General features: G+C 69.7%; 18 protein-coding genes and 2 pseudogenes. 8 read left to right on the top strand and 12 right to left on the bottom strand.

The genetic code is table 11. The features are described 5' to 3' along the window. The first annotated feature begins 6 nt into the window (after nucleotides 1-6). Nucleotides 7-657, top strand: coding sequence for a DUF3223 domain-containing protein (locus ACFYUS_RS37820; protein ID WP_388862625.1), 651 nt, complete (start codon nucleotides 7-9; stop codon nucleotides 655-657). Nucleotides 658-753: 96 nt separating this feature from the next. On the opposite strand, the gene ACFYUS_RS37815 is transcribed toward ACFYUS_RS37820, so the two are convergent. From ACFYUS_RS37815 to ACFYUS_RS37800, 4 genes are all read right to left on the bottom strand, one after another. After that, nucleotides 754-1,308 (bottom strand): Uma2 family endonuclease, encoded by a 555-nt coding sequence (locus ACFYUS_RS37815; protein WP_388862623.1) that lies wholly within the window; start codon nucleotides 1,306-1,308, stop codon nucleotides 754-756. Between the two features lie 219 nt (nucleotides 1,309-1,527). Further along, complete coding sequence (locus ACFYUS_RS37810; protein ID WP_388862621.1) at nucleotides 1,528-2,346, bottom strand: class I SAM-dependent methyltransferase; 819 nt, start codon at nucleotides 2,344-2,346, stop codon at nucleotides 1,528-1,530. 723 nt (nucleotides 2,347-3,069) lie between these two features. Then, on the bottom strand, nucleotides 3,070-3,771 hold the full coding sequence (locus ACFYUS_RS37805; protein WP_388862619.1) for a hypothetical protein: 702 nt from the start codon (nucleotides 3,769-3,771) through the stop codon (nucleotides 3,070-3,072). Continuing rightward, nucleotides 3,768-4,271, bottom strand: a complete 504-nt coding sequence (locus tag ACFYUS_RS37800) for a hypothetical protein (RefSeq protein WP_388862617.1) — start codon at nucleotides 4,269-4,271, stop codon at nucleotides 3,768-3,770. The genes ACFYUS_RS37805 and ACFYUS_RS37800 overlap by 4 nt, the downstream gene beginning before the upstream one ends. A gap of 289 nt (nucleotides 4,272-4,560) precedes the next feature. Between ACFYUS_RS37800 and ACFYUS_RS37795 the strand changes: the two genes are divergently transcribed. The 3 genes and pseudogenes from ACFYUS_RS37795 (at nucleotide 4,561) to ACFYUS_RS37785 (ending at nucleotide 8,718) form a co-directional block, all read left to right on the top strand. Continuing rightward, complete coding sequence (locus tag ACFYUS_RS37795; RefSeq protein WP_388862615.1) at nucleotides 4,561-5,430, top strand: IS5 family transposase; 870 nt, start codon at nucleotides 4,561-4,563, stop codon at nucleotides 5,428-5,430. A 28-nt stretch (nucleotides 5,431-5,458) separates the two neighbouring features. After that, nucleotides 5,459-5,844, top strand: a pseudogene (locus tag ACFYUS_RS37790) (hypothetical protein). Nucleotides 5,845-6,453: 609 nt separating this feature from the next. Continuing rightward, entirely contained in the window at nucleotides 6,454-8,718 is a 2,265-nt protein-coding gene (locus tag ACFYUS_RS37785) for an FG-GAP repeat domain-containing protein (protein ID WP_388862613.1), read from the top strand. 39 nt (nucleotides 8,719-8,757) lie between these two features. Here the strand turns inward: ACFYUS_RS37785 and ACFYUS_RS37780 are convergent, their stop codons facing one another. From ACFYUS_RS37780 to ACFYUS_RS37760, 5 genes and pseudogenes are all read right to left on the bottom strand, one after another. Then, on the bottom strand, nucleotides 8,758-9,849 hold the full coding sequence (locus ACFYUS_RS37780; RefSeq protein ID WP_388862611.1) for an IS630 family transposase: 1,092 nt from the start codon (nucleotides 9,847-9,849) through the stop codon (nucleotides 8,758-8,760). Between the two features lie 43 nt (nucleotides 9,850-9,892). Next, nucleotides 9,893-11,269 (bottom strand): hypothetical protein, encoded by a 1,377-nt coding sequence (locus ACFYUS_RS37775; RefSeq protein ID WP_388862609.1) that lies wholly within the window; start codon nucleotides 11,267-11,269, stop codon nucleotides 9,893-9,895. Between the two features lie 248 nt (nucleotides 11,270-11,517). Further along, nucleotides 11,518-11,852 (bottom strand): annotated as a pseudogene (locus ACFYUS_RS37770) (NAD(P)/FAD-dependent oxidoreductase); the annotation flags it as partial. 32 nt (nucleotides 11,853-11,884) lie between these two features. Then, complete coding sequence (locus ACFYUS_RS37765) at nucleotides 11,885-12,298, bottom strand: arsenate reductase ArsC (protein WP_388862607.1); 414 nt, start codon at nucleotides 12,296-12,298, stop codon at nucleotides 11,885-11,887. Nucleotides 12,299-12,341: 43 nt separating this feature from the next. Then, on the bottom strand, nucleotides 12,342-12,983 hold the full coding sequence (locus ACFYUS_RS37760) for a low molecular weight phosphatase family protein (RefSeq protein WP_388862605.1): 642 nt from the start codon (nucleotides 12,981-12,983) through the stop codon (nucleotides 12,342-12,344). 74 nt (nucleotides 12,984-13,057) lie between these two features. Between ACFYUS_RS37760 and ACFYUS_RS37755 the strand changes: the two genes are divergently transcribed. From ACFYUS_RS37755 to ACFYUS_RS37740, 4 genes are all read left to right on the top strand, one after another. After that, the gene (locus tag ACFYUS_RS37755; protein ID WP_382659451.1) at nucleotides 13,058-13,372 is read left to right on the top strand and encodes an ArsR/SmtB family transcription factor; all 315 of its coding nucleotides are present in this window, start codon (nucleotides 13,058-13,060) and stop codon (nucleotides 13,370-13,372) included. A 40-nt stretch (nucleotides 13,373-13,412) separates the two neighbouring features. Beyond that, a complete protein-coding gene (locus ACFYUS_RS37750) occupies nucleotides 13,413-14,183 on the top strand; it encodes an aquaporin (RefSeq protein WP_388862602.1) in 771 nt (256 codons plus the stop codon). Further along, nucleotides 14,180-15,241 carry an ArsO family NAD(P)H-dependent flavin-containing monooxygenase gene (locus ACFYUS_RS37745; protein ID WP_388862600.1) on the top strand — a complete coding sequence of 354 codons (1,062 nt, stop codon included), beginning with the start codon at nucleotides 14,180-14,182 and terminating at the stop codon, nucleotides 15,239-15,241. The genes ACFYUS_RS37750 and ACFYUS_RS37745 overlap by 4 nt, the downstream gene beginning before the upstream one ends. Nucleotides 15,242-15,323: 82 nt before the next feature. Then, nucleotides 15,324-15,869, top strand: coding sequence for a DinB family protein (locus ACFYUS_RS37740; RefSeq protein WP_388862598.1), 546 nt, complete (start codon nucleotides 15,324-15,326; stop codon nucleotides 15,867-15,869). A 6-nt stretch (nucleotides 15,870-15,875) separates the two neighbouring features. On the opposite strand, the gene ACFYUS_RS37735 is transcribed toward ACFYUS_RS37740, so the two are convergent. The 3 genes from ACFYUS_RS37735 to ACFYUS_RS37725 form a co-directional block, all read right to left on the bottom strand. After that, the gene (locus ACFYUS_RS37735) at nucleotides 15,876-16,379 is read right to left on the bottom strand and encodes a GNAT family N-acetyltransferase (RefSeq protein ID WP_388862596.1); all 504 of its coding nucleotides are present in this window, start codon (nucleotides 16,377-16,379) and stop codon (nucleotides 15,876-15,878) included. Continuing rightward, the gene (locus tag ACFYUS_RS37730) at nucleotides 16,376-16,717 is read right to left on the bottom strand and encodes an ArsR/SmtB family transcription factor (RefSeq protein WP_388862594.1); all 342 of its coding nucleotides are present in this window, start codon (nucleotides 16,715-16,717) and stop codon (nucleotides 16,376-16,378) included. Before ACFYUS_RS37730 ends, ACFYUS_RS37735 begins: the two co-directional genes overlap by 4 nt. Next, on the bottom strand, nucleotides 16,660-16,865 hold a 206-nt coding region (locus ACFYUS_RS37725; RefSeq protein ID WP_388862592.1), incomplete at its 5' end, for a hypothetical protein. The genes ACFYUS_RS37730 and ACFYUS_RS37725, both read right to left, overlap by 58 nt.

The following is a 16,865-nucleotide window of genomic DNA, read 5'->3' as shown; positions in this document are numbered from 1 at the left end:
TTGAACATGCCAGAGTTCTGGATCGGCCATCGCCGCTACCGGACGAAGAAGGACGCGGGAGAAGCCGTACAGGAGGTGCTGTACCGGTACACCGTGGGAAGCATCGTCGACGGGGAGGAGGACCATCTGTTGCTCCTCGACCTCCTCGACCTGCACCACGAGGCGGCGGAGAAGATCGGCCCGGGCGTCGAGGCCTTCGCGATCGCGCCGCCGCAGCGCGGCCCGTACCCTGGCTTCGAGGTGATCCGGACGGACGGAAGCCGCATCGACTTCTCGTATCTGACCTGCCTGAAGCCGCCCACGCACCGTCAGCAGGTGCTGAACGTGATGCGGGACGAGGTCAAGGCGACGATCAACGCCTACTTCGCGTCTCGGCAGGCGGCCGGAACGCTGCTGTCGGACCAGTCCCGTACACCGCTGGAGACCACGAACACCGCCGTGAGCTACTTCCGAGGCCCGTCCTTCGTCGAGATCGCCGAAGCCTTCGCCCGGTCGGCCGGAGGATGGGAGACGATCGAGTTGACCCCCTCGACCGAGCCCGGCCTCGGGCGCTTCTCGGACCGGGACCTGGCCCGGCAGTGGTTCACGCACCATCAGGAGAGGGCCGAGCTGGGGTTGCTGTCGACACGGGAGAACCAGCGTCGCCCGCGTACGTGACCGCCGGATCTGGGCAGAGGGGATCCCCGCGGATGCGGGGAGCATGGGGGATGGGGGATGGGGACCGCTGGTCGATCAGCGGTTCTCTCCCCGGGATCAGTTGAGATCGCTGGTGTCGAGACTGAGGCCGAAGGGCTCGGGGATCGTGAGGACGGTGCCGAACGGGTGGGGGCCGTCGACCCGCGTGTAGCCGAGCTTCCCCGGTTCGGAGAACAGCGTCACGCTCTGCTCCTGGCGGTCGACGACGAGGTAGAGCGGGGCGTTGTACTCGGCGTAACGCTTGCGTTTGACGATGCGGTCGGTGTCCCGGTTCGACTCCGAGGTCACTTCGACGATGAGGAGCGTGTCTTCGGGCAGGAGGGCGGTCGCGCCCTTCGCCTGGGCCGCGGGGACGACGGCGATGTCGGGGACATACCAGTTGGATGAGCCGGGAAGGTCGAGGTTGCCGGAGCCGGTGACACATCCCAGTTCTCGTGCGCGTGAGCGGATCTGGTCGCGGATCGTCTCCGCTGCCGCTTCGTGATCCCAGGTGGGCGACACGGGCTCGATGATTCCTTCGACGATCTGGGCGCGGTCGCCCCTGATGTGCTGGACGGCGTACTTGAGGGCCCGTTCGGGATCGACGTTGCTGTAGTCGGCAGCGGTACTCATCGTTCGTCCTGCATCCGGAGCCGCCGTGGCCTCCCTGTGCCTGCTGTCCTGTACGTACTCATTTCCTGATCACCCTCATGTCGAGGATCCTCACTCCGATCCGGGGAGATTGCTCGATTCAGTATTCCCGAGTTGCCCTTCCCCGAATTACCCTTCCCCGAGTTGCGTTTCGACGGCTGCACGCAGTGGACAAGCGGGCCTTCTGACACGGAGGGACGGTCAGCCCCGGCGGGTGGCGAGCAGCAGAGTGAAGACGGCGTGCTCGGTGAGGCCACCGCTGGTGGCCGCATACCGGTCGAGGAGGGCGCGGGCCCGGTGCTCGAACGCGTCGACCTGGTCACCGAACACCGCTCGGGAGGCGAACGAGGTCGAGTAGAGGTATCCGATGACACCGTCGGCGGTCCACTTCCGTTCGACGGGGATGGAGTGTTCCTCGACATGGTGGAACGCGGAGTCGGAGAGGACTTCGCGGTACGGGCGACCGTGCACCGCGTACGTCCGGCTCTTGCCGGCGCGGCGCTCGGGCCCGAGGTACTCCTGGATCAGGGCGCGCAGCGCGTCGGTCCACTCCGCGCGTGCGGTCCAGAGGCTGCCGTCGCCCATCACCGCGACGGTCGCGTCCGGCGCGGTCATCCCTTCCAGGCGGGACAGGACGAGAGGCTGGTCCATCCAGTGGAAGGCCCGGCTGATCGTGACGAGATCGGCGCGCCAGGACGGAGAGGGCGGCTCGAACTCCTCGGCCGGGGTGTGGTGCAGACGGATGGTGGCCGGAAGGCCCGCGAGTCGTCTGTCGGCTTCCGCCAGCATGCCCGCGTCCCGCTCCACCACGTCGATCTCGGTGACCTTCCGGGACAGGGCGAGGGGTACCTGCCCGGTGCCCGAGCCCAGGTCGAGCAGGACACGGTGGACCTTGCCCGCCACCCGTCGCGCGAGCAGGTCGACGGCCTCGTCCGGGATGCCGGGGCGGTGTTCGGCGTAGAAGGGAGCGGTTGCGTCGAACTCGTCCGAGAGGTTCACGAAGCGGTGCTCCTGGTGCATGCGGGTGGTGTGTGAGGAGAGGCCGATCCCGTCGCGCGCGTGTGTGAGGCGGGCCTGTTGTCGTGGTGGCGAGCCGATGGGTGCGGGTGGAGGCGGGCTTGATTCACGCACGGGGAACGACGGCGGCGAGACTGTTGATGTCCGTTGATGTCCGCTGGTGCCCGCTGATGTTTGTGCTTCTCGGCGTGATGAAGGTCGAGGCGAGTGTCCCAGACCTTGTGCGGTTGTACGGAAAGGCCACGCGGGCGAAAGCGCGATGGTGCTCCTGATGCCGTCAGCAGGCCACTTCCGGCCCTTGAGGAAGGCGTCTGCGGGGGCAAGGTCCGGGCGTGTCGCAGGTGCGTGAACGCACGGGAGTGCGTGAACCGGCCGCTTGACGTCCCGCCGTCCACGGTCAGCCTGACGATCGCCTCGCCGCCGTACAGGGTTCCCCACGGTGCCACGATCAGAAGATCGTCGGGACGCGTCTGATCAAGCCATTCAACCCCTGTCCGGGGAACCTCTCCCACCGAGCAAGCGGCGACGATCCGGTCGTACGAAGCTCCTTCCGCGTATCCCGGCCGACCGTCTCCGACGATCGGCAGCGGGGACAGGCCGGCTCGGCGCCGGTCCTTGGTGGGTGGGGGCATGGGGTGGCTCTGGCCTGCAGGGACGCGCTCGGACGCTGGCTGCTCCCGAAGACTTCGGGCGTTTTCGGGACGTCCAGGTGCTCGTGTGGGTGTCTCACCAGTGGGTGAAGTCGTAGACGCCGGCGGGGGCGTAGAGGTCCTGGGCGGGGGAGAGGTTGCCGTCGAGTTCGTCGGGGACGAGTGAGGGCAGTGCGGCCATGAGGGCGGTGTTGCCGACACGTACGCGGCCGTTGTCGTCGCGGAGGGAGACGTCGAGTCCGAGTCGATCGGTGGTGCCGGGTGTGGTGACGTACAGGCGTGCGGTGGCATGGTCCTGGAGGAGGAAACCGTCCAGTCGCAGGCGGCCGCTGTCCTCCGGATCGTCTTGGGGCTGAAGCACGGAGGCTGCGGCGTGGAGTGCGTCCCCGAGCTCGAACGTGACGTGGTCGAGGGCGTCGAGCATGGGCCGGCGGGCGTCGGCGAGAGGGATGCCCGCGGGGTCGGTGCCGTCGGGTACGGGAGGACGAGCGAGGACCGGCCGGAGAGCTGCGATCAGGTAGGTCCAGGGGATGTTGTCGCCCTGAGGGTGGATCAGAGGCAGGTCGTACGCGACCGAGTTCTCCAGTCGGAGGCCGTTCCAGAGCACGACACGGGTGATGCCTCGTCGTTCCGGCGGCAGCAGGACACCGCGGACGAGGCCCGCGTCGGCGGTGCCCGAGAGCGGCGACGACGTGAAGCGGAGCAGTTGCCACATCAGGATGCGGTGCAGGTCCGCCAGTCCCTCGTCGTCCCACTCCGGCGGCAGGTTCTCGGTCATGCCTGGTTGACCTTGTCGGGGCAGCGGTTGCGGGGGACGTTGCGGCAGTACGCCGTGATGACACCGATCTTGGCGTTCCTGTCGCTGAACGCGTATCGCCTGTCCGCCGTCTGCCAGTGGTACTGGACGATGATGGGGATGTTGGCGATCTTGCGAGGCGGATCGAGCAGCCCACCCGTTGCCACGAGGGCACCGTCGTAGACGAGCCTGTGCGGCTGCTCCCTGCTCGTCGTCGGGTTGCTCGTGCCACCGATGATCTTCTTGATGACGTCGGGGTTCGTGATGTTGTGCGGCCCGGAGAAGTGCTTCCAGCCCAGCACGCTGTTTCCGACGCGGGTCGGTACCGCCTTGCCCCGCCGGTCCTTGCTGGTGAACTTCACCGTGTCCCGGCCCGGCGCCGCCGAGGCGAACGACACGCCGTCGGTACGGGGTGCCGCCTCACTCGGTGCGGTGGGCCGCCCCCGACCGCTGAGCATCTCCTCGTACTGCTCGTTCGACATCACAGTCAGTTCCTCCGGCCCGTCCATGGCTTGAGCGGGAGTTCCGCAGAGAAGGAGGGCTGCGGTGGCGGCGAGTGCGCTGAGGTCAAGCAATGACGGCCTCCGGGCGGCAGTGATCCATGGTGATCCGCTGACGCCATACCGTAACTGTTCGTCACTGAGAGTTCTGGAAACTCGGGGGCCCTGCGGCCGGGGGGATTGCGGCCTGCCCCGGGCCGCAGGGCTGGGCAACTAGGCCGTGTTTTGAAAATCGGCTCTGTGCTTCGTCCCGCATCGCGATGATCTCGGTGTGGGGCGAGGGGATCTTTCTGACGACCAGTGGGCTGTGCTGGAGCCGTTGTTGCCGGTCGCGGTGCTGGGACGGCCGTCGTTGGTCCGACGGAAGCTGATCGACGAGATCCGGTGGCGGGTGAGGACCGGTGCTCCGTGGCGGGATCTGCCGTCGGAATACGGGCCGTGGCAGACGGTCTACGGACTCTTCCGCCGCTGGCAGCGCGACGGCACCCGGCCCAGGCTGCTGATCCAACTACAGACCCGGGCGGACGCGGCAGGGCTGATCACGTGGGAGGTCAACGTCGACTCCACGATCTGCCGGGCCCATCAGCACGCGGCGGGTGCCCGTCGCGACGGCCTGGCCCAGAACGAACCGCCGGGCGGAACCTCAATCGAGCCCGACGACCACGGACTGGGCCGGTCCCGGGGAGGCTTCACCACCAAGATTCATCTGGCCTGCGAGCAGGGCCAGCGGCCGCTGTCTTTGCTGGTCACCGCAGGTCAGCGTGGTGACAGCCCGCATTTCGTCGCCGCTCTGGAAGGCATCCGGGTGCCCCGCACCGGACTCGGCCGTCCCCGCGTCCGTCCCATCCGAGTGCGGGGCGACAAGGCGTACTCCTCCCGCGCCAACCGGGCCTACCTGCGAAAGCGGGGGAATCCGCTGCACGATCCCCGAGCCCGCCGACCAGGCCGCCCACCGCAAGCGACGCGGGAAGGCCGGGGGCGGCCTCCGGTCTTCGACCGCGAGGACTACAAGGCCCGGCACGCGGTCGAGTGCGGGATCAACCGGCTCAAGCGCAACCGGGCGGTCGCCACCCGGTTCGACGAACTCGCCGTCCGCTTCGAGGCCACCGTCCTGATCGCCGCGATCGACGAAGGGTTATGACCGGCCCGAGCTGTCAGTTCCTCATGCCATGCTGACCGCGACCAGGGCCGACAGGGTGAGGGAGAGACCACGATGGGGGCTCAGTACTACGGCGCCGACAGCGAGAACGGCGACCGCATCGACGACCCCTCCGAGGACGCGCTGTTCATGATGATCAGCGACCTCAACGACTCCGACAACACCTTCGTCGTCGTCCAGCCCGACGAGGACGCCCCCGTCTGGTTCGCTTCCGTGGCCGTCCTGGACGAGGACGACTACGAGATCGTCCGCCGTGACACCACCCGCAACGAGCACGAGGTCACCACGGCGACCGGCATCAACGACATCGCCCGTGACCTCACCATATGGATGGCCGCCCGAGACTTCCCCGGACGGCCAAACAGGCAGGTCAGCGCGTTCTGCAACACCGCCTAGCCGTCGCCCTCTCGTGACCACTGGCCGGTGATGGTCTCCAGCCGGACCAGGACCGACGCACACTCGTCCGGCGAGAGGTCGTCACCGTCGGCATCTGATCGAGGAGTGACTCCAAGGCGGTGGACACCTCACTCCACAGGCGCTCGCTGCCGGTACACGTACTCGGTGAAGTAGTCGGCCTCGTAGAGCACCAGCCCGGGGGCATGGACGCGGCCCGTGCCGCAGTTGTCGGTCTCGGCCCCGTAGGACGGTCAGGGCACGTCGAGCCACTTCCGCTCCGACCACCGCCCCAGAAACGCTCCAGGCGCATCGCTGGGCAAAGGCACCGGATCGAAGTAGAGGTCCACGGCAGAAGGTCAGCCATAGGCTGAACGATTCACCGGACACGGCCCATGAGGAAGAACGGTAGAGCTCGCCGAACCTGACGGACTGCAGAGTTCTTCGGTCCGACGTACAACCCTCGGGGCGCCTCGTGAGTCATGCGGGCGTGGCGTGTCGCGCCACCCCGCGCTCCTGGGGAGGAAGGGCTACAACGCCTCAGGCAGCCAGTACGAGCACGACCTCATGTCCTGACCGGACCCCCTCCGCACTCCTGAGAGGCACCTCTCCGTGAGCCACCCCAGATCCACCGCCGGGCGCCGTCTCGGCGCGTTCGTCGCCGTCGTCCTGATGGCCACCGCCGGTCCGGCCGTCCTGCCGGCCGGTGCCGCCGCCGGGACCGGCTCCCTGCCCGGCGCCGCGCCCGCCGCGACGGCGGACGCCACGGCGTCCCTCCTCAAGCCGGGCGACAAGGTTCTGGGCCTGGGGCGGACCGGGTTCCTGAGCCGGGACGCCGACGACTACACCCTCATCCGCTGGACCCGCCTGGCCGACGGGGCGGTGACCACCGTCCCGTACAAGCCCGGCACCTACCTCTCCCGCGACTCGGACGTCGTGGTCCTCCAGAACCGTGACACCACCTCCCTGCGGGACATGGCCACGGGCACGGACCTCTTCTCGGTGCCGCTGAACTGGGACCGGTACGCGGGAGCCGTCGGCTCCCACCTCTTCTTCCGAGCCGACCTCTCCGGCCACGGCCCCCTGGACGTCTACTCACCCGGCCCGGACGGGCCGGTGCGCCGGACGGTGAGCGGGCTGCCCGAGGACGCGTCCGAGCTGCACGTGGTGGCGGGCGCCGACGACGAGGCGCTGGTGAGCTACCTCACCGGTGAGGGGACGACAGCGGTCGCCCGCCACTGGGCGGTCGTGGACCTCGCCTCCGCCGCCGTCACCTCCTCCCGCCGGGTCCCGGCCACAGGCTCGATCGGGGCATACGCCTATGCCCTCTCCGCCGGCCACGTCGCCTGGACCGAGTACGACCCGGCCGCAGGTACGAACGTCGTCGTCCTCGACCGCTCCACCCAGAAGGTCCAGAGCTTCCCGACGCCTACAGCGGGGAGGCTGCTCATCGGCCTGGCCGGGGACTGGGTCACCTACTCCCTGCCCGGAGGGCTCCTGGAGGAAAAAGCAAGCCCGCTCATCCCGCTGACCGCCCGCAGCCTTACCGGCACCACCACGCGCAAACTCCTCGACCACACAGTGTCCGATTTCGACACCGCCGGCGACGCGCACGGCTTCGTCGGTGGCACCGCAGCCGGCGGCGAGGGCCTCTACCGGGTCGCGCCCGGCACGGACGGCGTCCCGGTCGCCTCCCGGCTTGCCGCGACGGGCGAGCCGACGCAGGTCACGCTGCTCCGCCAGGCCGTCCCCACCACGGTGGACCTCGACCGCACCGCCGGCAAGCTCTCCATGGCCTGGGAGCTCAGCCGGAACAACGTCAACATGTGGGTCACCCTCCGCAACACCCGTACGGGCGAGTCGATCACCGAGTACGTCGACCAGCCGGCACAAGGCGAGGATCCGCAGCCGACGCGGTTCGACTGGGACGGCACGCTCAACTGGCAGGGCACCAAGGGCACCTGGACCTCCGCCTCCGCCGGCCCCTACACCTGGGAGATCAGCGCGAGCCCGCTCAACCAAGTCGGGCCCACGCTGAAGGCGTCCGGCTCCTTCACGATCAACCGCAAGACCGGCGCGCACGACTTCGACAGCGACGGCGCACCGGACGTCCTGGCCCGTGACGGGTCGGGCCGGCTGTGGATCCAGGACGTCCACCACCACCCAGGCTGGACGGACACCACCCAGAACCCCGAATTGCTCGTCGGCGGCGGCTGGCAGGCGTACGACCGGATCGAGGCCACCGGGAACCTCACCGGCGACAGCGCCCCCGAGGTCGTCGCCCGCGACCGCGGCGGCGTGCTCTGGTTGTACCAGGGCACCGGCAACGGCAAGGCACCGTTCACGGCCCGGGTCCAGGTCGGCGGCGGGTGGAACACGTACACCCTGCTGACCGGCGGCAGCGACCTCACCGGCGACGGCCGCCCCGACCTGGTCGCCACCGACCGGTCCGGTCGGCTGTGGCTCTACCGGAGCACCGGTTCCGCGTCGGCGCCCTTCGCCGCCCGCCGGCTGATCGGGAGCGGCGGCTGGCAGACGTACGACCGGATCATCGCGACCGGTAACCTCGCCGGCGGCGCCGCCGGCGACCTGGTCGCCCGGGACCGCGCCGGCGTTCTCTGGTTGTACCTCGGCAAGGGCGACGGCACCTTCGCCGCCCGCACCCGGATCGGCGCCGGCTGGCAGCACTATGACGACCTGATCGGCTCCGGCGACGTCGACCGGGACGGCAAGCCCGACCTGTACGCGTCCGACGTCAACGACGGCATCCCGGCGCCGTTCCTCTACCGAGGCACAGGCGCGTGGCAGGCGCCGTTCCGCCCCGGAGAGGGAGTGGACGCCATCCAGTTCGGCCATTCATTCAACCTCTTCGCCTGACCCCTGCCGAAAACACGGAGCCGATTTTCAAAACACGGCCTAGTGTTCTGAGTCAGGAATTCTGTTCAGATATGAGGCGAGGTGTTCGAGGATCTCGTCCGCCGTCTTCGTCCAGAGGTAGGGCCTGGGGTCGGTGTTCCAGGCGGCGATCCAGGTCCGGATGTCCTGCTCCAGGGCCTGGACGGTCTTGTGGACGCCTCGCCGTATCCGTTTGTTCGTCAGCTCGGCGAACCATCGCTCGACCAGGTTGAGCCAGGACGACCCGGTCGGCGTGAAGTGCAGGTGGAACCGGGGATGGGCCAGCAGCCAGGTCTTGATGGCCGGGGTTTTGTGGGTGGCGTAGTTGTCCAGCATCAGGTGGACGGCGAGACCGTCCGGGACTTCCTCGTCGAGCTTGACGAGGAACTTCTTGAACTCCTCGGCCCGGTGGCGGCGGTGCAGGGAGCCGATGACCTTGCCGGTGGCGACCTCCAGGGCGGCGAACAGGGTGGTGGTGCCGGCCCGGACGTAGTCGTGCGTGACGCGTTGCGGCACTCCGGGCATCATCGGCAGCACCGGCTGCGAGCGGCCTGGGGCCTGGATCTGAGACTTCTCGTCCACGCAGAAGACCAGGGCCCGCTCGGGCGGGTCCAGAGAGAGGCCGACGACGTCGTGGACCTTGTCGACGAAGTACGGATCCGTCGACAGCTTGAACGTCTCCGAGCGGTGCGGCTGCAGACCGAAAGCCCGCCAGACCCGCGACACGGTCGACTGTGACAGGCCCAGTTCCTTCGCCATCGACCGCGTCGACCAGTGGGTCGCGTTCTTCGGTGTGGACTGCAGGGTCCTGGTGACCAGCGCGGCCACCTGCTCGTCGGTCACCGACCTGGGACCGCCCGAGCGGGGCATGTCTCCCGGGCCGGCGATCCGGTGCTCGACGAACCTCGCCCGCCACCGGCCCACCGCATGCGGCGTCGAGCCGAGCCGGGCCGCGACGTCCTTGTGGGAAGCACCCTCCGCGCAGGCCAGGATGATCCGACAGCGCAAGGCCCACGCCTGCGGCGTGGAACGGCGCCGCACCCATCCATCGAGCGCGGCCCGTTCCTCATCCGACAGGATCAACTCGGCCTTCGGCCGCCCAGTACGTGCCATAGGGCAAGCCTGTACATCTGAACAGAATTCCTGACTCAGAACACTAGCGGCGGGCCCGTCGTTGGCCGGGGAGGAGGCGTATGGCGAGGACGGATCCGTCGGCGTGTACGGAGACGGGGCCGCCCCACTTCTCGTCCCAGGCGAGCCGCGGGCGGGTGTGCTGGGCCGCGTGCACGTGGGCACGGTATTCCTCTACCTGCCCGTTGGTGAGGAGTTCGAAGAGCTTCGCGTCCACCCCGGAGAATGCCTCGACGCGGGGGCCGTTGAGCCGGAAAACGTGGTCGGTGCCGGCGTAGGCGCCCCCGAGGAGCTCGTGGCTGATGTCCTGGACGCTGCCGGCGGCGGCGTGCTCGAAGCCGTCGAACCGCTTGTGTCCCTGGCGTTCGGTCAGATAACCCGCGGTCGCCCGGCCGGACCCGGTGAAGGCCATGAGCTCGGCTGTCGCCGTGAGACCGACGGTCTCCTGGAACCACGTGTAGTGCTCCGGCGTCACGTGGCAGCCAGGCACGGGGTCGGGCTTCACGTGGCCCGGGCGGCCTGGCGGCCGAATGCCCGGCATGACGTTCTCCTGTCGCGGGCCCGTGTCCAGGTTGGCTTCGGTCTTCCCGGAGGGCCCGGCCAGCCACCCGCCCCGGCCCTTGGCCTGCACCGCGTGGACGGTCACGGTCCCGTCCGTGGGCAGCTCCGTGCTGAACAGCAGACTCGGGGTCTGGTTCCACTCGCCGACGTGTACGCCTTCGGCGTGGACGGACGCGGAGGCGAGCTGGTCGGCGGAGACCGAGGCGTTGCTGTGGTTGCCCTTGCAGACGACGGGAACCACCAGGGACGGTTCGCCGGGGCGCCAGACCTCTGCGAAGTACTGCGGCCGATAGCGGTATCCGACCTTGTTCCCCTTGTCCCTGCTGGTCAGGGCCCAGCCTCCGCGTAAGGCCGTATCCGCGGGGACGATGCTCACGGAGTGGTCGGGGTACGTGCGCCCCAGCATGGTCTTGGCGAGCGTGAGGGCGAAGCCGATGCCGAGCTCGTGCGACTGCAGGTTCTTGTACCGCTCCGCGATCTGCCGCCCCTCCTCGCTCAATCCCAGGAAGGAGTCGGTCCCGCCCGCCAGCGCCTGGCTGTACTTCAGGGCTCCCCAGTGTTCGGCCAGCCCCCGTCCCGCACCCTTCCACGACAGCGCTGTCGCGCGGCCGAGCGTATGGAGGACGTCCCACAGGGAGACGCGCATCTGGCGGTCGAGCTCGGTGCGCGGGATCTCGGACAGGTGCGGCTTGCGGCGGAGCGGCTCGTCGCCCTTCTCCTTGCGCGTCTTGTCGTCCGCGGCGATCACGGAACGCACCTTGCCGAGCAGTTCCTCGTTGGAGCGGACGGAGATGTTCGACGACGTGTCGAGGTCCAGAAGTACCTTCTTGGCAGGCTTCAATGAGTCCCCTACGGCTCGCACGGGCGCTTCACGAACCCTGCGAAGGTACGGATTCGGGGACCGGGGCACGCAAGTGTGCAGGGGCGCACAGGCAGGCGAGATGGCTGCAGGTGCGGGGCCACCGCAGTCCCGGCCCGCTACTTCGGCAGTCGCGGGCCGGAGCGGCGTCGGTCAGGCCGTGACCGCGGCCGGGGTCTTGTCGGAGAGGCGGCGAGGTAGCGCTCGGTGTCGAGTGCGGCCTGGCAGCCGGAGCCGGCGGCGGTGATCACCGTCTTCGCGCGGTGGACGGTGCCGGCGGAGTCGGTCAGGAGTTTGATGTCGCCGGTGAGGTCGACGGAGATGATGTCGTCGTCGATCATTTCGGCGCTGAAGCGTTCGGCCTGGGCCCGCATGTTGTCCATGAGGTCAGGGCCGTCGATGCCGGTGGGGAAGCCGGGGAAGTTCTCGACCTCGGTCGTGGCGGTGAGGGAGCCGCCGACGAAGATCGGGTTGCCGAAGAGCAGGGGTCTCAGCTGGGCGCGGGCGGTGTAGAGGGCTGCGGTGTATCCGGCGGGCCGGAGCCGATGATGACGACATCGCGTATGACGTCGGTCGGGTCGAGGTCGGTCACGCCGGTCACGCCTTCTTGGCGTCGATGTCGGCGATGAGGCCCTCGATGAGGGTCTTGATCTCGTCGCGGATGGGGCGGACGGCCTCGACGCCCTGGCCGGCCGGATCCTCGAGCTGCCAGTCGAGGTAGGTCTTGCCGGGGAAGTACGGGCAGGCGTCCCCGCAGCCCATGGTGATGATGTAGTCCGACGCCTGGGCGGCCTCGGGGGTGAGGACCTTCGGCTTCTGGTCGGAGATGTCGATGCCCAGCTCGGCCATGGCGGCCACGGCCGAGGGGTTGACCTGGTTGCCCGGCAGGGAGCCCGCGGAGCGGACCTCGACGCGGTCGCCGGCCAGGTGACGCAGGAACCCGGCGGCCATCTGGGAGCGGCCGGCGTTGTGGACGCAGACGAAGAGCACGGAGGCGAGCGGAGCGGTCATCGGTTCTTCCTTGGGGGCAGGGATGGTGCGAGGGCGGAAAGGTTCAGGAGCCGGACGGCAGGGTGTCCAGCAGGGCGGTGATCCGGGTGTCGAGGGCGTCGCGGATCTCGCGTACGACGGCGATCGGGGTGCCGTCGGGGTCGGGGACCGGCCAGTCCAGGTAGCGGTGGCCGGGGAAGACGGGGCAGGCGTCGCCGCAGCCCATGGTGGTCACGATGGCGGCGGCCTGGACGACCTCGTCGGTCAGCGGCTTGGGGTGGACGTCGTCGAGAGCGATGTCGGCCTCGGTGAGGGCCTGGACCACCTGCGGGGCGACGGCGCCGGAGGCGTGGGTGCCGGCGGAGGAGACGATCACGCCGTCGCCGGCGCGGTGCGCGAGCAGTGCGGCGGCCGGCTGGGAGCGGTCGGCGTTGTGGCTGCACACGGACAGCACCCGCGGCCGACCGTCGCCCGCGGTCGGGTTCTCGACGTGCGCGAGTACGTCCGGGCGCTCGGCGGCGAACCGCTCCGCCGGCACCACCAGGTGGGTGCGGACGTGCGCGTTCGCGGCGAGCTGCTCGTAGGAGTCGGCGATCAGCCGCTGTACCGTCTCCACGGAGTACCGGCCCTGGTGGCGCACGGCGAGGCGGGCGACACCGGCGGCGAGACGTTCGTCGGGAAGGACCGGGTGCGAGGACGCGGTCACGGCAGGAACCCCCTGCGTTCAAAGAGGTCAGCCCAGGCTGATATCAGCTCTGGATGATGTGAGAGTATCAGTCCATGATGACGTCAGTCGATACTGATCTGATCCGGGTGCTGGGTGACCCCCTGCGCCTCCAGATCGTGACCCTGCTCGCCCGCGAGACGCTGTGCACCACCCACCTCGTGGAGGAGACCGGTGCCAAGCAGACCAACCTCTCCAACCATTTGAGAGTGCTGCGCGAGGCCGGGGTCGTCGAGACGGAGCCGTGCGGCCGGTTCACCTACTACCGGCTCAAGCCGGACGTCATCGAGCAGCTCGCCACGCAGTTCGCCGCGCTCGCGCAGACCGCGCGACTGACCGCCGAGGCGAACTTCAAGCGTTCCTGCCCCTGACCCCGCCCCCTGTGCCGCACCTGCCGAGGAGTACCCGCCCGTGACCGCCACCGAGCCCGCTGCGAGCGACGCCATAGCCACTGACCCGTCGCCGCAGCCCGCGCCCGGCGCCACCCCGCCCCGTACCCCGCTCATCGCCCGCGCCGCCGCCGAGCTCGTCGGCACCGCCGCGCTGGTGGCGATCGTCGTGGGCTCCGGCATCCAGGCCACGCAGCTCACCGATGACGTGGCGCTGCAGCTCCTCGCCAACTCCACCGCCACGGTCTTCGGCCTCGGCGTCCTGATCGCCCTCCTCGGACCGGTCTCCGGCGCGCACTTCAACCCGGCCGTCAGCCTCGCCGAGTGGTGGACCGCCCGCCGTGGCGGCGCGGGCGTGACGGGGCGCGAGCTCGCCGTCTACGTCCCGTCCCAGATCGTCGGCGGGATCCTCGGCGCGATCCTGGCGGACGCGATGTTCGGCGAACCGCTGGTGAAGTGGTCCACGCACGACCGCTCCGACGGGAACCTGCTCCTCGGCGAGGTCGTGGCGACCGCCGGTCTGATCCTGCTGATCTTCGGCCTGGCCCGTACCGACCGGCTCCGCTTCGCGCCCGTCGCGGTCGCCTCGTACATCGGCGCCGCCTACTGGTTCACCTCGTCCACGTCCTTCGCGAACCCGGCGGTGACCATCGGCCGCGCGTTCACCGACACCTTCGCCGGCATCGCCCCCGCCTCGGTCCCGGCGTTCGTCGGCATGCAGATCATCGGCGCGGTCGTGGGTCTCGCCCTGGTCGCGGTCATCTTCATGAGCGGGAAGACGGACGCCGAGTGACCCAGGTCGTGGACGTGGTGGTGATCGGCGGCGGCCAGTCCGGGCTCGCCGCCGGTTATCACCTGCGCCGCCTGGGCCTGGACTTCGTCGTCCTCGACGCCCAGCCCACGCCGGGCGGTGCCTGGCAGCACACCTGGGACTCCCTCCACCTCTTCTCTCCGGCTGCCTTCTCCTCGCTGCCGGGAAGGCTCATGCCGCCGCAGCCGGGGGAGACGTACCCGGACGCCGCCCACGTCGTCTCGTACCTCACCGACTACGAACAGCGGTACGAGCTCCCCGTCGAACGGCCGGTCCGCGTCGAGGGGGTCCACCGCGACGGCGAGTTCCTGAGGGTGGAGGCGGACGCCGGGACCTGGCGTGCCCGCGCGGTGATCAGCGCGACCGGCACGTGGTGGCGCCCCTTCGTCCCCGCCGTTTTCGGCCGTACGGAGTTCAAGGGCACCCAGCTCCACACGGTGGAGTACCGCAGCCCGTGCGACTTCGCCGGACGGAAGGTGATCGTGGTCGGGGGCGGCAACTCCGGCGCCCAGATCGCCGCCGACCTCGCGTACGACACCGACCTCACCTGGGTCACCCTGCGCGAATCGCGCTACCTCGCCGACGACATCGACGGCCGCGCCCTCTTCGACCACGCCACCGCCCGCCGCCGCGCCCTCGACGAGGGCCGCGCCGACACCGGCGGCGTGGCCTCGCTCGGCGACATCGTCGCCGTACCGCCCGTACGCAAGGCCCGCGACGCCGGACTCCTCAAGGCCCAGCCGATGTTCACCCGCCTCATCCCGAACGGCGTGGAATGGGCCGGCGGCATGACCGCCGAGGCCGACGCGATCATCTGGTGCACCGGTTTCCGCCCCGCCCTCTCCCAGCTCGCCCCACTCGGCCTGCGCGGTCCTCGCGGTCACATCCCCACGGACGGCACCCGGGCGATCGGCGACCCCCGCCTCCACCTCCTCGGCTACGGCGACTGGACCGGCCCCGCCTCCGCCACCCTCATCGGCGTCGGCCGCCCGGCACGCGAAGCCGCCCGGCAGATCGCTGGACTACTCGGCGTCGTGTGAGTCCGCGGAGCACCTGGGTTCTGTGGCGATCCCGGCGGGAATCATCCAGACCCGGGGGGACCCAGGCTGCGAGGAGAACGGTGTGAAGCCAGACGGTCGTTCCGCGCTCGACCGGCAGGCCGTCCTCGACGGCTACGCCACGGCCCGCCGGACCTTCCACGCACTCCTGGACGGGGCCACACCGTCCGACCTCGCCCGTCCGACCAGCGGCACTCGCTGGACCAATCATCAGCTGCTGTGGCACATGCTCTTCGGCTACCTCGTCACCCGCGTCCTGCTGGTCCTCGTGCGCGGCTTCGGTCGCCTGCCCCGGGGCGCGAGCAAGGCGTTCGCCCGGGTGCTCGATGCGGGGACACGGCCTTTCGACGTGATCAACTACCTCGGGCCGTGCGGGGCGGTGAAGGTGTTCGGGCCCCGCAGGATGGGCACGGCGTTCGACCGGATCACCGGTTCGCTGGCGCGGCGGCTCGCGAAGGAGTCCGAACGTGATCTGACGCGAGGAATGCACTGTCCGGTCCGATGGGACCCGTTCTTCAACGACTTCATGACCCTCGCGGACCTCTACCGGTATCCCACCCAGCACTTCGACTTCCACCAGCGCCAGCTCACCCTCGGCGAGGGCGGCTGACGCCCGTCAGCCGACGAGGGGGCTGCGGCGTTCGACGAGGACGGTGTCGCGCCAGCGGCCGTGGTGGCGGCCGATGCGCTCGCGGGTGCCGATGACCCGGAAGCCGGCGCGGGCGTGGACGGCGAGGCTGGCGGCGTTCTCGGGGAAGATCCCGGACTGGACGGTCCAGATCCCCGCCGCCTCGGTCGAGTCGACGAGTGCCCTGAGCAGGGCGGAGGCGACGCCCCGGCCGCGGGCGTCGGGGTGCACGTAGACCGAGTGTTCGACGACTCCGGCGTACGCGCTCCGGTCGGAGACCCTGGCGGCGGCGACCCAGCCGAGGACCCGGCCGGTCCCGTCGAGGGCGGCGAAGCGGTGTTCGCGCAGCCTGGCCGCGTCGAACTCGGCCCAGGTGGGGGCGGTGGTCTCGAAGGTGGCGTTGCCCTCGTCGATTCCGGCCTGGTAGATCGCGAGGACCGCGTCGGCGTGTGCGACGGTCAGGGGCACGACGACGGCGGTCGCGACGGTCACGCGGTAGCCGCCTTGGTGAGGAGAGCGCCCATGGCGGCCAGGACGGCGGGCTCCACGCGGTAGTAGACCCAGGTGCCGCGCCGTTCGGAGGAGAGCAGCCCGGCCTCCTTCAGCTTCTTCAGGTGGTGCGAGACGGTCGGCTGGGAGACGCCGACGTCGGAGATGTCGCAGACGCACGCCTCGCCGCCCTCGTGCGAGGCGACGGAGGAGAAGAGCCGGAGCCGTACGGGATCGCCGAGGGCCTTGAACATGACGGCGGTCCGCTCGGCCTCCTCGGCCGTCAGCGGCCGTTCGGCCAGGGGTGGGCAGCAGGCTTCCACGACCTCTTCATTCGACATTCATCTATGTTGACACACGTCGAATCAGGTGTCACGGTGAAGGCATTCCAGATATCGACGAACATCGAAGCAAGGAGTCCGCCGTGCACCCCACCGAGGAACAGCCGCCCGTCGTGGTCATCGGGGCCGGCCCCGTCGGACTGGCGGC

This window comes from Streptomyces sp. NPDC004284, from assembly GCF_042874035.1.
Taxonomy (GTDB): Bacteria; Actinomycetota; Actinomycetes; order Streptomycetales; family Streptomycetaceae; genus Streptomyces.
Note: the sequence above shows the minus strand (reverse complement) of the source record. Positions and strands in the feature narration are given on the sequence as shown.

Bases quoted from the DNA above. Each gene is read 5' to 3' on its own strand.
- ACFYUS_RS37810 (WP_388862621.1), bottom strand. From the start codon at position 2,346: ATGCACCAGGAGCACCGCTTCGTGAACCTCTCGGACGAGTTCGACGCA.
- ACFYUS_RS37730 (WP_388862594.1), bottom strand. From the start codon at position 16,717: ATGTCGAATGAAGAGGTCGTGGAAGCCTGCTGCCCACCCCTGGCCGAA.
- ACFYUS_RS37765 (WP_388862607.1), bottom strand. From the start codon at position 12,298: ATGACCGCTCCGCTCGCCTCCGTGCTCTTCGTCTGCGTCCACAACGCC.
- ACFYUS_RS37820 (WP_388862625.1), top strand. From the start codon at position 7: ATGCCAGAGTTCTGGATCGGCCATCGCCGCTACCGGACGAAGAAGGAC.
- ACFYUS_RS37815 (WP_388862623.1), bottom strand. From the start codon at position 1,308: ATGAGTACCGCTGCCGACTACAGCAACGTCGATCCCGAACGGGCCCTC.
- ACFYUS_RS37780 (WP_388862611.1), bottom strand. From the start codon at position 9,849: ATGGCACGTACTGGGCGGCCGAAGGCCGAGTTGATCCTGTCGGATGAG.
- ACFYUS_RS37805 (WP_388862619.1), bottom strand. From the start codon at position 3,771: ATGACCGAGAACCTGCCGCCGGAGTGGGACGACGAGGGACTGGCGGAC.
- ACFYUS_RS37755 (WP_382659451.1), top strand. From the start codon at position 13,058: ATGATGACGTCAGTCGATACTGATCTGATCCGGGTGCTGGGTGACCCC.
- ACFYUS_RS37800 (WP_388862617.1), bottom strand. From the start codon at position 4,271: ATGTCGAACGAGCAGTACGAGGAGATGCTCAGCGGTCGGGGGCGGCCC.